The sequence below is a fragment of the Psychrobacter sp. UBA5136 genome (assembly GCF_002414005.1).
In the GTDB taxonomy this organism is placed as follows: Bacteria; Pseudomonadota; Gammaproteobacteria; order Pseudomonadales; family Moraxellaceae; genus Psychrobacter.
The window spans coordinates 12,566-25,666 of sequence record NZ_DHYG01000066.1; the positions used below are offsets into that span (position 1 = coordinate 12,566).

Sequence of the window (13,101 nt, forward strand, 5' to 3'; positions counted from 1 at the left end):
CTGTAAACTATGACTCCTCATTTTCCTCGTTCTGCCCCGTTATCCGCTCCTGCTGAGCTAGTCGATTTTCTCAATACCGAAGGGTCGCTGACGGCCATGCTGGAAGTAAGAGCAGGGCAGCCGTTACGTGTCGAGCGCAGTTTTGAGGGCTATCGGTTATTATCCTTGGCGCAAAAAAAGCAGTTGGGTATGCAAGGTGCGGCGTTAAACCATCCATTGTTGGCGTGGGTACGTGAGTCGCAGTTGTATGGCAATAGTGAGCAGCCGTGGGTGCAAGCTCAAAGTATTTTTCCTTTGATCAGTTTAAAAGGGTGCGCCCGCCGTTTACAGCAGCTAAAAAGCACACCGATTGGCTATGTGTTATTTAAGCGTAGCCGCACTTTGCCCAATCGACGTGCTATCGAACAGACGGCAGATGGCTGGCAACGGCAGACGCTGTATGATTGGTACGGGCGAAAAATACTGATTAGTGAGACTTTCCTAGCAGCGTTTTTAGCTAATGAGGGTTAAATAGTTACAATGAAGGTTGATATATAAAATCAGTAAGTCGTTTATTTTATTGCGCATTTATTTTCCTAACAGCGCCATTTAAATTCTTCAGCTTACAGTGAGGCTTTTTTGCGCTCACAGGCCAAAGTTTCATGCTACACTTAATCCATAGCGATGATATCGATGCCTTTATATATCGAATTTATTGCCAAACCAGACAAGCTCTTAACAGGTCGATTGCCTTTGTTTGTCTACTTCAAGCTTCTTTTGCTACTCACTTCTTTTCAATGAAAGTCACCACTAACGACAGTCACTACTTAGGACCTCACTATGTTTAAAGATATTTCTCTCAAAGAATTTGATCCAGTACTTGCTGAAGCCATGGCTGCTGAAAGCGTTCGTCAAGAAAATCACATTGAGCTTATTGCATCAGAAAACTACTGCTCGCAAGCAGTGATGGAAGCACAAGGCACCGACCTGACCAATAAATACGCTGAAGGCTATCCTGGCAAGCGTTATTATGGTGGCTGTGAACATGTCGACGTGGTTGAGCAATTGGCTATTGACCGTGCCAAAGAATTGTTTGGCGCTGAGTACGCCAACGTCCAGCCGCACTCGGGCAGTCAAGCAAACTCGGCGGTATTTTTAGCACTACTTGAAGCGAACGATACGGTACTTGGTATGAGCCTAGACGCGGGTGGTCACTTGACGCACGGCGCGCATATCAACTTTTCAGGTTTGAATTACAACGCGGTACAGTATGGTTTGGTTGAAGAAACGGGCCTGATCGATTATGACGAAGTTGAGCGTTTGGCAAAAGAGCACAAACCTAAAATGATTATTGCTGGTTTTTCAGCGTATTCACAAGTGATCGATTGGGCGCGTTTCCGTAAAATCGCTGACGAAGTTGGCGCTTACCTGTTAGTAGATATGGCGCACGTTGCAGGGTTGGTCGCTGGTGGTGTTTATCCAAACCCAGTCCCATTTGCCGATGTGGTTACAACGACGACGCACAAAACGCTACGTGGCCCGCGCTCAGGAATGATTTTAGCGCGTGATGAAAAACTGGCGAAAAAGCTAAACTCTGGTGTATTCCCAGGCAATCAAGGTGGTCCATTGATGCACGTCATCGCGGCAAAAGCGGTTTGCTTTAAAGAAGCGCTAGAAGATAACTTCAAAACTTATCAGCAGCAAGTGGTTAAAAACGCCAAAGCAATGGCAAAAGTGATTCAAGAACGCGGCTATGAAATCATCTCTGGCGGCACTGAAAACCATCTGATGCTTATCAGCTTGGTTAAGCAAGAGATGACCGGTAAAGAAGCCGACAAATGGCTTGGTGACGCGCACATCACGGTCAATAAAAACGCTGTGCCAAACGATCCAAAATCGCCATTTGTCACCTCTGGTATCCGTATCGGTACGCCAGCAATTACCACGCGCGGCTTTAACGAAGCACAAGCGGGCGAGTTGGCAGGCTGGATTTGTGACGTGCTAGACAGCCGCGGTGACGAGAAAGTCGCTGCTGAAGTACGCGCTAAAGTAGAAGCCATCTGTAAAGAGCTACCAGTTTACGAAAAAAACCAGTAATTTTTATTTGGTGAGTTTCAAAATTTAGAGAGAAAAAAACCGCTTAGCTTTGCTAGGCGGTTTTTTATTGTCTAGACAATAATGTAGAAGATTAAAACGGCAACTTGGTAAATATCTGCAAGATGGTGGCGTTAACGATATCGACAAAGAACGCCCCAACCATTGGTACAATCAAAAATGCCTTGTGTGATGGCAAATAGCGATCGGTAACCGCCTGCATATTGGCAATTGCCGTCGGCGTTGCGCCCATACCAAAACCGCAATGCCCTGCTGATAACACCGCGGCGTCATAGTCTTTACCCATGACTTTAAAGGTAATAAAGTAAGCGTAGGCAATCATCAGCATTGTTTGCACCAGTAAGATAATTAATACCGGCCCTGCTAAGTCAGTCAACTGCCAAAGTTTTAATGACAATAACGCCATCGCTAAGAACAGACTCAAAGAAGCGTTACCAATGACGTCGATAGCACGGTCAAACATATCAAAATTAAACACCATGGTTAAGGTATTACGCAAAATCACACCGCCGGCCAGTGCCCATACGAAAGTCGGCAGCTCAAACCACGTATCCTCCGCCACCAACGTCATAATGTCAGCAAAAGCCAAGGCGGCAGCAAACAATGCCAACGATTCAATGGTAGAGGAGGCGGTGATCAGACGAATATTATCCGGCTTTTCAAACATCTCTTTATTGCCGTGTACTTCTTCTTCGTTGTGCTTGGTGCTATATAGTGATTGCTCGCTGGCAAGTCGTTCAACGTCACTTGGATTTGGATTAACCGCCGCTGGTTTTAAACCCAGTTTTTGAATCAAACGGCGTGCAACCGGACCGCCAATGACGCCGCCTGCAACCAAACCATAAGTGGCGACCGCGATACCAAGGGTCGTGGCACCAACCACGCCATACTGCTCTTCTAGGGTAATACCCCAAGCGCCTGCGGTACCGTGGCCACCGGTCAGAGCGATTGAACCTGTCACTAGACCTAGCAGCGGGTCAAGTCCAAGCACGCTCGCCATTGCCATGCCCACGGCGTCTTGTAAAATGATAAACACTGATACCACGACGGTAAAAATCAATAATGGGGAGCCGCCTGCTTTTAACCTACCAAAGTCGGCGCTCAGCCCGATAGAGGCAAAAAACATCAGCATGGTTGCGGTTTGCAGTCCTTGATGGAAGTTAAAGCTATAGCCCCAAATGATATTAAGAATATAGACGACAATCGCTGCGACCAAACCACCGGCTACTGGCTCAGGAATATTGAAATCTTCTAAAAACTTAATCCGTTTGACTAAAAAGCGTCCAAGCAACAGCACTAATGTGGCTAATATCAAGGTATAGTAGCCGTTTAGGGTGATTTCCATATGTTAATCCTTTCTATAAATATAAATTCACCTAAATTCGGGATAAAGCTGGTTTTATCTCGAATTTAGGTTCTGGTCGTCTTGCCATTTTGCATTGGCACGGCTTTTTATAACGAGCCTATTATTAAGCAAAATAATTTTTATATGGCATATATAACATATTTATTCGTAATAAAAAAACGTCAGCAATTAAGCTGACGTTTTTTATAAATTATACTCGAGGTTGAGTAATAAATTGTAGTGAAGAAGTAATGCGTTAGGCGCGCGTTTCGCCGTGACCGTAGACAATCCACTTTTGTGAAGTTAAGCCTTCGAGCCCAACCGGTCCGCGAGCATGAATCTTATCGGTTGAAATACCGATTTCGGCACCAAGTCCGTATTCAAACCCATCGGCGAAACGGCTAGAGGCGTTAATCATAACGCTTGCTGAATCGACTTCGCGGATAAAGCGTTGCGACTTGGTATAATTATCGGTAATGATCACGTCGGTATGATGACTGCCGTGGGTATTGATATGCTCAATCGCCTCGTCAATGCCAGATACGACTTTCACCGCTAAAATGGGCGCAAGATATTCGGTATCCCAATCTTCGCTAGTCGCCGCTGATAAATGGCCTTGAAGAACCGCATTATCCTTTAAGATAGCCTGCGACTTATCATCAAGGCGCAGTTGCATGGCATCATCGGCTTTTACGATGGCTTCAGCAATTTTTGGCAATAACTCACTGGCGACTGCCTCATCTACTAACAGTGTCTCCATAGTATTACAGGTGCCGTAGCGATGGGTTTTGGCATTGACGCTGACTTTAATCGCCGTTTCTGCATCGGCGTCGCTATCGATAAAGGTATGACAATTACCATCCAAATGCTTAATCACAGGGACGCGCGCATCGCGGCTGATACGTTCAATCAAGCCTTTACCGCCGCGTGGCACGATGACATCGACATAGTCTGTCATGGTGATGAGCTCGCCAACGGCCGCGCGGTCGGTAGTTTCTAATACTTGCACGCTATGCTCGGACAGACCGACCTTTTTTAAACCTTGTAAAATACATTTTGCAATTGCTTGATTGGACTCAAAGGCTTCAGAGCCACCGCGTAAGATGATAGCGTTACCAGATTTTAGCGCCAGCGAGGCGGCCTCTAAAGTGACATTGGGACGCGACTCATAAATCATACCGACCACGCCAAGCGGCACGCGCATTTTACCCAAATGAATACCCGATGGTCGATAAGTCATATCGGTGACTTCACCAATAGGATCGGGTAGGGCGGCGACATCTTTTAAACCTTGTAGCATACCGTCGAAGCGCGCGTCATTTAACTCTAGGCGGTCGAGCAAGGCGGCGTCTAAGTCGTTTTTTTGTCCGTTATCCATGTCGATTTTGTTGGCTGCCAAGATGTCTGCTTTGGCATTTTTTAATGCATCATAAATCGCCATTAACGCTGAATTTTTATCCCCCGTATTGGCAGCAGCAAGCGCTCGCGATGCTGCACGTGCTTGCTTGCCGACCATCTGCATATAAGCGGTAACATCTGTGGTATTCGATTGCGTCATAAATTAACGTCCTTATATCATCAAGAATTACAAAAAACTGTTGTTTAGCGCCCTGATGGCACTCTGCTATTTAACATAGAGGAGATGGGGGCGATAGTAAAGTCGATTTTGTGAACACAGACCGTTTATCAAGCACGGCAGAGTTTTTTTAACTTTATTTTAAGGTTACTAACTTTTCTTGTTTCTAACTTTTACGGTATTTAATAAGTCATCAACCGTCAAAAAATAGTTTGCTGTTACGTGTTTTTAACAGAACTGCGCTGTAACTGCTAAGGTAGTCACTATAAATCGTGAGTATAGTGGGTGCTAAGAAAGTGGATCAATAAGCTATCGTAATAGCATAGCAATTGATTCGTGTAGTAAAGTGATAAATGTTAAAAAGATTAATAGATTAATAGATTAATGACTCATGATGGAGAATAAAATGGCTATTAAAAATAAAGCGTATAAAAACTGGTTGACGGTAGGCTTGGTGGCAGCAGCTCTAAGCGTCAGCGCGTGCGGTAAAAAAGACGATGCGCCGATGGACGCTGAGCCAGCAGCCGACGCGCAAACAGCGGTAGAAAATGATGCTACTGGCGTCGCTACGGCGAACAGCACCGATGGCGTTGCTACTGCGGGCGGCACCGATGATGTTGGCGTTGCTAGCGCGAATGAACCAGCTACCGTAACAGGCAATGTAACCAACGATACTAACACTACTAATGCCAATAGCAATGCTACTGATGGTATGGCGGTTGGTGAAAATGATGATGTTGGGGTAGCAACAGCTGATGATGCAGAGGTACTTGATGGTACTGAAAGCGAAGAGCATATCTCGACTTACTAGTTTTCATCTGCTCGCTTTATAGGATTAGACAGAGCTAGTTTTATATCGCTAGCATCGACCGATTAAGTCAGCAGATAAAACAGCGCTGATGGTGTTAAGATGATAAAATGAGGTCCATAACTGATTGTGCGTTATGGGCCTTATTTTTTAGTCGATACCTAACCAGTAAAAAGGCAGGGTTTGCCTTTTTGTTGCATTATAGGCGACAATGGCGCACTTTTTTATTCATGCTTTTTTATTCATATTTATTGGAAGTCTGCTAAACCATGCTTGATACTGCAAAGAATCCGACTCGGCCTATCGCCTTAGATTTACAAGACGTCCATAAAAGCTACGGCTCGCTGGCCGTGCTAAAAGGGGTGTCGCTCACCGCTTATGATGGCGATGTTATCTCTATCTTAGGCTCGTCTGGCTCCGGTAAGTCAACCTTATTGCGCTGTATTAATCTGCTCGAAAAGCCCAATCAGGGCCGTATCATCATCGGTAATGACGAGCTGATGTTAAAGCCTGCCAAATCAGGCGAATTGCAGGCGGCAGATATTAAGCAGTTAGAAAGCTTACGCGCGCGCGTGGGTTTTGTTTTTCAAAACTTTAATCTTTGGCCGCACAAGACCATTTTGCAAAACATCATCGAGGGGCCAACGCAAGTCTTAAAAATTAAGAAAGACCAGGCGATTAGCGATGCAGAAAAACTGCTCGATAAAGTCGGTTTACTCGATAAAAAAGACGCTTATCCGGCGAATTTGTCGGGCGGACAGCGTCAGCGTGTGGCGATAGCGCGCGCCCTTGCCATGCAGCCGCAGGTGTTATTGTTTGATGAGCCGACCTCAGCACTCGATCCTGAGCTGGTCAATGAAGTGCTTGCCGTCATGCGCGAGCTGGCAGCAGAAGGGCGCACCATGCTTATCGTCACCCACGAGATGCGTTTTGCCCGTGAAGTATCAAGCAAGGTGGTGTTCCTGCATCAAGGCGTGATTGAAGAGATTGGTACGCCTGAGCAAGTTTTTGACAATCCGACATCTGAGCGCGTCAAAGACTTTATGGCATCCCATCGTCAAAACGCATAAACAGTTTTTAATGACTTCAGTGTAAGTGAGCCTTTAAATACCTTCGTTTACTATTATTTGTTTCCTTTAAAGATAGTTAAAAGGTTTAAAACGCCAAAATGAAGCCTCGGTAACTTTCTTAGGGTTTTTATTACTCAATAATCACAGACAGTATGCAAAACGTTTGTTTTTGATATTTGAGTCAGGTATTATCAAAAGGTTTACAGGTAGGCGTGAGTGACGCCTGCTTGTGTCTTCTGTTCATTGACTTGCTTATCTGGCAGGGACGTCAGAGAACAAAATATCAGAACCCTATATTAAAAACCCCATCAGAATTTAAGGAATGTATGATGTCGAATTCTCGCCTATTGTGGTCATCGCTGACCGTCACCGCCGCGCTTATGCTTGGCGCTTGTAGTCAGCCTGCCGATGACGCCGCTGATACCAACGCTGATGCCTCTGCTACAGAAACGGCTGGCAAGACCATTCGTATCGCCACCGAGGGCGCTTACCCTCCTTTTAACTATACCAATGCCGACGGCAGCTTGGCGGGTTTTGATATCGACGTCGCCAATGCGTTATGTGCGCAGATGCAAGCCAAATGTGAGATTGTCGCCCAAGATTGGGACGGGATTATCCCAGGCCTATTGGCGCAAAAATATGATGCCGTCATCGCTGGTATGTCTATCACTGATGAGCGTAAAGAAAAGGTCGATTTTAGCGAGCCTTACTTTGCCAATACCATGGTGTGGCTAACCGATACCAACGGCAAGTTTGACCCCAAAGCCATTAAAAACCTAACCCTTGGTGGTCAGCGCTCAACGACACCTGGCGCTTACTTACAAGACAATTATGAAGGCAAAGACGGCAACACCGTTAAGCTCTATGACAATTATGACAATGCCTACTTGGACCTAAAATCTGGTCGTAGTGATGCGGTGCTTGCTGAAAAAGTTTCTGCCAAATCATGGCTAGCAGACAACCCTGAAGGTTTTGGTATCGTGGGTGATGAGATTGATAATGACGATAATATTGCCATTGCTGTCCGTAAAGGCGATCCAATCAAAGACGACTTTAATAAAGCGCTGAGCGAAATCCGTAGTAACGGTGAGCTTGCCCGTCTTGAACAGGAAAACTTCGATCAGTAATGGGCTTGATGCGCTTTGAGATAGTCTTTCACCAATCGTGCAATCAATAGGCGGTTTCGATAAGCGTTAAGCCATAAATAACTGGTTCATCCATTGCGGACTAATAAATAGCTGGTAAATATATTAAGGAAAACCCCTATGATTACTTCAATGACCTCATCAATGAGCAAAAAAGCGCTATGGCTTGCGCCCCTTAGTGCGGCGGTGCTGATGCTTTCTGCTTGTAACAACAGCTCCACGCCAGCAGACAGCGCGGATACGGCTGCGGCTAGTGACGCGCCGTTACACATAAAAATCGCCACAGAATCAAGCTATAAGCCTTTTAGCTATACCGACGCCGATGGCAAATTAATCGGCTATGAGATTGAGCTGGTCGATGCGCTATGTGCGCAAATGAAAGCTGAGTGCGAAGTCATCTCGCAGGATTGGGACGGCCTCATTCCAGGACTCAATGCGAAGAAGTTTGACGCGGCCATCGCTGGCATGACCATTACGCCTGAGCGCCAAGAAGTCGTAGAATTTAGCGACCCTTACTTTTATACCGGTATTATCTTAATCGGTAAAAAAGGCGATGATATTACGGTAGATAATCTAAAAGGTCAGCCGATTGCGTCACAGCGCTCAACGGTTGCCTCACAATATCTGCAAGAAAAACATGCCGACTCTGACATCAAACTTTATGACACTCAGGACAACGCTTACTTAGACCTAACCTCAGGCCGCGTGCGTGCCATGATGTCTGATAAAGTAACCGGTATCGATTGGCTAAAAACCGATGCTGGTAAAGACTATGAAGTCAAAGGACAAGAAATCAGCACCAGCAATGATGCCATGGGTATTGCTTTTCGTAAAGGCGATCCATTGGTTGCCAAGTTTAATAAAGCCTTGGCTGAGCTAAAAGACAATGGCACTTATGATCAAATTACCGGTAGCTACTTTGGTACCAGCTCGACGGCAGCGGCGCAACAAGCAGCAGCTACCGACGGTGTCAAAGAAGTCGTGGTCGTTGACGATGGGAATGTCGATGCCAATGCAGTGATCGCAAACGAAGAGCAAGCAGAAGCGGCTACTAATTAATAGCGTTTTCTATAATAGTCTATGAGATAAGCGCCGATTTTAATAAAGCACGTTTTAACCAAAGCGTGCTTTCACCCGTTTATAGTATTTTACTCAGTGAAAATACTGATTAATAATTTCAAGTCACAATTTTCAGTAACAGTATTTTAAGCCACGATTCAAAGTAACAATACTTAAGTAACAATATCAAGGATGATTATGAGCAACCATCTTGTCCCCGCCAATGTATTTAGCCCGTCTGCTATCATTTCGTCATCCAGCAAACGTTTTTTAAAACCAAAATCAATGCTAGTCATGGCTGCACTGTTGGCGTTGGCAGGTTGTAGCAATGGTCAAAATGAAGCTAACGAAAGCGCCAGCTCGGATGCGACTAAAGCGTCAGAAACGGCTGAAAATGATACTGCTGCGTCTGATGATGATAACGTACTACGTATCGGTACCGAAGGCGCTTATGCACCCTTTAACTATACCAATGCTGATGGCACGCTTGGCGGCTTCGATGTTGAGATTGCCAATGCTATTTGTGCTGATTTGCAGATGACCTGTGAAATCATGGCGCAAGATTGGGATGGCATCATTCCTGGTCTTAAAGCAGGAAAATATGACGCTATCGTTGCGGCGATGTCGGTGACGCCTGAGCGCGCGAAGCAAGTGGCCTTTACCGATCCTTACTTTAGTAATACCTTGGTGTTTTTAGCCAAAAAAGACAGCAGCTTTGACCCCGCCAATAGCAGCGATATCAATGCGCATTCTATTGCCGCCCAGCGCTCGACCATCTCCTCGCAGTGGTTAGAAAACGCCTATCCAAAAGCCAATATGAAGCTCTATGATACCTTAAGCAATGCGTTTTTGGATTTAGGTTCTGGTCGCGTCGATGCCATGATTTCTGACAAATTGCCGGCGCTAGAGTGGCTTGGCTCACCGTCAGGTAGCAACTATGCAATAAAAGGCGATGAGATTGATATCAACGATAACTTTGCGATTGCCGTGCGTCCTAACGATGAAGCGCTGCAAGCCAAAATCAATCAAGCATTGGCCAATATAAAGTCCAACGGCACGTATGATAAAATCAATCAAAAATATTTTGCCGTGCCAGCTAATGCGACCACCACTGAGACAGCATCAACCGAACCAGCGGCAGAGAATGCAGCGCAATAAGCGCTTATTGTCATCGCTATATTAATCATGGTTTTCCCTATTTAATGGTAAACGTGACGCTATGTAAGCATAAGGGCATTACCATTATGGTTATGTCTTTTTTGCTTTTATAACGACTTATCGCGCTTTTTGTCCATCATTAAGTGCCAACTTTTATCAAATCTGGCTGATTTATTGACTATTTATCCTGATAAGTGGCTATTTAGACAGCGCTTTTACGCGTGAGTATTAACATAGCGGCTAGCGAATATGATAAAATCAGCGCTCATTTCTACTGTGTCAATTTCCGTGGCTATAATCGTATGAATATCACGTCAATCTATGACGCAAAGGGCCAATCTATTTGGTTCATAATACGTTTATCAGCAGCGCTCAGCTATTGATGCTGATTCTTTTAACTCATATTGTGCAATTTGCTAATATAAAGAGACTGAGTGGATAATTGTGTTTGATTTACAAGGATTTGGCGCGCTATTACTAAGCGGCGCTACCGTCACGATAAAGCTTGCGTTGACCAGTCTGGTCATCGGCATGGCGTTAGGCTTGCTTGGCGCGACCGCAAAGATGTCCAATATCTGGCTGCTGCGTAAGCTTGCGACGGTTTATACCGCCACGATGCGCGGTATCCCTGAGCTGCTACTGGTGCTGTTTATTTATTACGGCGGCTCCATATTGCTCATGAGCATCCTCAAAAAGTTCGGCTATAACGACTATATCGAGATTAGCGCATTTTGGGGCGGGGTGATGGCGTTATCGATTGCTTTTGGTGCTTATGCGACCGAAATTTTTCGCATGTCCATTCAAGAGATTCCGGTAGGGCAACGAGAAGCGGCGCAAGCGATTGGCATGCGACCATTGCAAACCTTTTATCGTATTACCTTGCCGCAGGTTTGGCAAATTGCTTTGCCCGGTCTGGGCAATTTGTTTTTGGTATTGCTCAAAGATACGGCCTTGGTGTCGGTCGTCGGTCTAAAGGACATCATGTATCAGTCGTCGCGCGCGGCGCAGTCAACACAGCAGCCGTTTACCTTTTATATGGCAGCGGCGATTATTTATTTGGGTCTGACCATGTTGATTACTGGCTTTATGATGTGGCTTGAGTGGCGCGCCAATCCGGCGGCGCGTTATGCTAAAAAGCTCAGCCGTCAAACCAGCCATCATCAAACCACTCAAAGTCAATCGACCATAGGGTAGAGGAGAGATACTATGGATTGGAATTGGCAGGTCATTTTTGACCATATCCCTGATTTAATGGGCGGCGCGGTATTGACCGTCCAGCTCGTGGTGTTCTCGGGTATTATCGGGTTATTTTTTGGTTTGATTTTGGCATTACTGCGCCTGTCTAAAAATTGGTTGGTGCAAGTCTTACCATTTTTATATATCTTCTTTTTCCGTGGCACGCCGCTACTGGTACAGATATTTTTGATTTATTATGGTCTTGGGCAGTTTGAAGCGGTGCGTAACTCATTCTTATGGGAGCCAGTTTTAAGCCAAGCTTACTGGTGTGCCATCATCGCCTTTACCCTTAATACCAGTGCTTATTTGGCAGAGATTATTCGCGGTGCGATTCAAAATATTCCGGTGGGCGAGCTTGAAGCCGCTGATGCCATTGGTATGTCCAAATGGCAGAAGTTAACGCGCATCACCTTACCGCGTGCTTTTGGCATTGTGATACCTGCCTACAGTAATGAAGTCATCTTTATGCTTAAAGGTAGTGCGCTGGCATCAACCATTGCTTTGATGGATATCACTGGCGTCGCCCGTACGATTAGTGCGCGCACTTATACCCTAATGGAATTGTTCTTTGCTGCTGGTATCGTTTATCTGCTGCTGTCGTGGGTGATTTTATTTAGCTTTAGATTGTTTGAAAAACGCATGAATCGTCATGCCAGCTACGTGCCACCAGATGTGGTCACCAATACCATTCCTTAAAAGTAGGCAAGGCAAGATAAAAAAGCTATAGTTATCATAAATTCCAAAAACATGCCGTAAGGAAACAGTATGAGCTCATCGCCCCATATGTCCATCGCCAACGCTATTATTGGTAGCGTGCAAGATACTGATAGCGCCAATAATACTAATAGTGATACTAGCATTAATAATAGCGAACGTCTGCGCGCTTCTATTGGTAAAGTCGTCTGCGTTGGCCGTAACTATGCCGCCCATGCGCAGGAATTGGGCAATGAAGTGCCTAACGCCCCGATGCTATTTATGAAGCCTGCCTCTTCGGTAGTGTCCATCCGTCATGACATTGAGCGGCCAAATCCTGCTATGTATGGTGAAACCCATTACGAAACTGAGCTGTGTATTCAGCTAGCAGCAGACTTATCAAAAGCCACGCTTGCAGAGGCCAAGCAAGCCATTGGCGGCGTAACCTTGGGGCTTGATTTGACCTTGCGTGAGCTACAAACTGAGCTAAAAGCAAAAGGCCATCCGTGGGAGCGCGCTAAGTGCTTCGATGGCGCTTGCGTACTTGCTGACTGGCTCGACCCGCAAACGTTTGGCGATTTTAAAAACGTGCATTATCAGCTGTTTATCAATGATGCGCTCAAGCAAGACGGCGATAGCGCCTTGATGCTATTTCCCGTTTACGAGTTATTGGTCAATATCAGTCACGCCTTTAGTTTGCAAGCAGGCGACGTCATCATGACAGGGACGCCAAGCGGCGTTGGCGTATTACAAGCAGGTGATGCGTTGACTTTAAAATTAGGCGCTCATGAATGGCAAGCACAGGTTAAATAAATTTTTGATTGTCTGTTTAATCTAGCTATTTTGATAAATAAAAAAACCTCAGAGTAAATCTGAGGTTTTTTTATTGATAAGTTTTTCGCAGCAATACTGTACCC

The 13,101-nt window shown here is 45.5% G+C and carries 12 protein-coding genes; 10 read left to right on the forward strand and 2 right to left on the reverse strand.

Going from position 1 to position 13,101, the window contains the following annotated elements:
• Positions 1–9 precede the first annotated feature (9 nt).
• Together B4240_RS10600 and glyA are read left to right on the forward strand one after the other, a co-directional pair.
• Positions 10–510 (forward strand): chorismate--pyruvate lyase family protein, encoded by a 501-nt coding sequence (locus B4240_RS10600; RefSeq protein WP_296239057.1) that lies wholly within the window; start codon positions 10–12, stop codon positions 508–510.
• Between the two features lie 309 nt (positions 511–819).
• Positions 820–2,076, forward strand: coding sequence for a serine hydroxymethyltransferase (glyA, locus tag B4240_RS10605; RefSeq protein ID WP_296239059.1), 1,257 nt, complete (start codon positions 820–822; stop codon positions 2,074–2,076).
• Positions 2,077–2,167: 91 nt separating this feature from the next.
• Here glyA and gltS read toward each other — a convergent pair whose 3' ends face one another.
• Positions 2,168–3,439, reverse strand: coding sequence for a sodium/glutamate symporter (gltS, locus tag B4240_RS10610; protein ID WP_296239061.1), 1,272 nt, complete (start codon positions 3,437–3,439; stop codon positions 2,168–2,170).
• Between the two features lie 256 nt (positions 3,440–3,695).
• A complete protein-coding gene (locus tag B4240_RS10615) occupies positions 3,696–4,997 on the reverse strand; it encodes a glutamate-5-semialdehyde dehydrogenase (protein WP_296239062.1) in 1,302 nt (433 codons plus the stop codon).
• A gap of 424 nt (positions 4,998–5,421) precedes the next feature.
• Here B4240_RS10615 and B4240_RS10620 point away from each other — a divergent pair, with 424 nt between their 5' ends.
• The 8 genes from B4240_RS10620 to B4240_RS10655 all read left to right on the forward strand — a co-directional run bounded on the left by B4240_RS10620 (position 5,422) and on the right by B4240_RS10655 (position 12,997).
• Positions 5,422–5,826: a hypothetical protein gene (locus B4240_RS10620; protein ID WP_296239064.1), complete on the forward strand. Its 405-nt coding sequence runs from the start codon at positions 5,422–5,424 to the stop codon at positions 5,824–5,826.
• 266 nt (positions 5,827–6,092) lie between these two features.
• Entirely contained in the window at positions 6,093–6,893 is an 801-nt protein-coding gene (locus B4240_RS10625; RefSeq protein WP_296239065.1) for an ABC transporter ATP-binding protein, read from the forward strand.
• 326 nt (positions 6,894–7,219) lie between these two features.
• The gene (locus B4240_RS10630; protein ID WP_296239067.1) at positions 7,220–8,020 is read left to right on the forward strand and encodes a transporter substrate-binding domain-containing protein; all 801 of its coding nucleotides are present in this window, start codon (positions 7,220–7,222) and stop codon (positions 8,018–8,020) included.
• A 138-nt stretch (positions 8,021–8,158) separates the two neighbouring features.
• Complete coding sequence (locus B4240_RS10635; RefSeq protein ID WP_296239069.1) at positions 8,159–9,097, forward strand: transporter substrate-binding domain-containing protein; 939 nt, start codon at positions 8,159–8,161, stop codon at positions 9,095–9,097.
• Between the two features lie 198 nt (positions 9,098–9,295).
• Positions 9,296–10,255 carry an ABC transporter substrate-binding protein gene (locus B4240_RS10640; protein WP_296239072.1) on the forward strand — a complete coding sequence of 320 codons (960 nt, stop codon included), beginning with the start codon at positions 9,296–9,298 and terminating at the stop codon, positions 10,253–10,255.
• Positions 10,256–10,699: 444 nt separating this feature from the next.
• Positions 10,700–11,449, forward strand: coding sequence for an ABC transporter permease (locus B4240_RS10645; RefSeq protein ID WP_296239073.1), 750 nt, complete (start codon positions 10,700–10,702; stop codon positions 11,447–11,449).
• 12 nt (positions 11,450–11,461) lie between these two features.
• Positions 11,462–12,187, forward strand: a complete 726-nt coding sequence (locus B4240_RS10650) for an ABC transporter permease (RefSeq protein WP_296239075.1) — start codon at positions 11,462–11,464, stop codon at positions 12,185–12,187.
• 180 nt (positions 12,188–12,367) lie between these two features.
• Positions 12,368–12,997 (forward strand): fumarylacetoacetate hydrolase family protein, encoded by a 630-nt coding sequence (locus tag B4240_RS10655; protein ID WP_414707125.1) that lies wholly within the window; start codon positions 12,368–12,370, stop codon positions 12,995–12,997.
• The last annotated feature ends 104 nt before the right edge of the window (positions 12,998–13,101 follow it).

What these genes read in the sequence shown, in the direction of transcription:
- B4240_RS10600 (WP_296239057.1), top strand. Translation starts at nt 10, where the DNA reads ATGACTCCTCATTTTCCTCGTTCTGCCCCGTTATCCGCTCCTGCTGAG.
- glyA (WP_296239059.1), top strand. Translation starts at nt 820, where the DNA reads ATGTTTAAAGATATTTCTCTCAAAGAATTTGATCCAGTACTTGCTGAA.
- gltS (WP_296239061.1), bottom strand. Translation starts at nt 3,439, where the DNA reads ATGGAAATCACCCTAAACGGCTACTATACCTTGATATTAGCCACATTA.
- B4240_RS10615 (WP_296239062.1), bottom strand. Translation starts at nt 4,997, where the DNA reads ATGACGCAATCGAATACCACAGATGTTACCGCTTATATGCAGATGGTC.
- B4240_RS10620 (WP_296239064.1), top strand. Translation starts at nt 5,422, where the DNA reads ATGGCTATTAAAAATAAAGCGTATAAAAACTGGTTGACGGTAGGCTTG.
- B4240_RS10625 (WP_296239065.1), top strand. Translation starts at nt 6,093, where the DNA reads ATGCTTGATACTGCAAAGAATCCGACTCGGCCTATCGCCTTAGATTTA.
- B4240_RS10630 (WP_296239067.1), top strand. Translation starts at nt 7,220, where the DNA reads ATGATGTCGAATTCTCGCCTATTGTGGTCATCGCTGACCGTCACCGCC.
- B4240_RS10635 (WP_296239069.1), top strand. Translation starts at nt 8,159, where the DNA reads ATGATTACTTCAATGACCTCATCAATGAGCAAAAAAGCGCTATGGCTT.
- B4240_RS10640 (WP_296239072.1), top strand. Translation starts at nt 9,296, where the DNA reads ATGAGCAACCATCTTGTCCCCGCCAATGTATTTAGCCCGTCTGCTATC.
- B4240_RS10650 (WP_296239075.1), top strand. Translation starts at nt 11,462, where the DNA reads ATGGATTGGAATTGGCAGGTCATTTTTGACCATATCCCTGATTTAATG.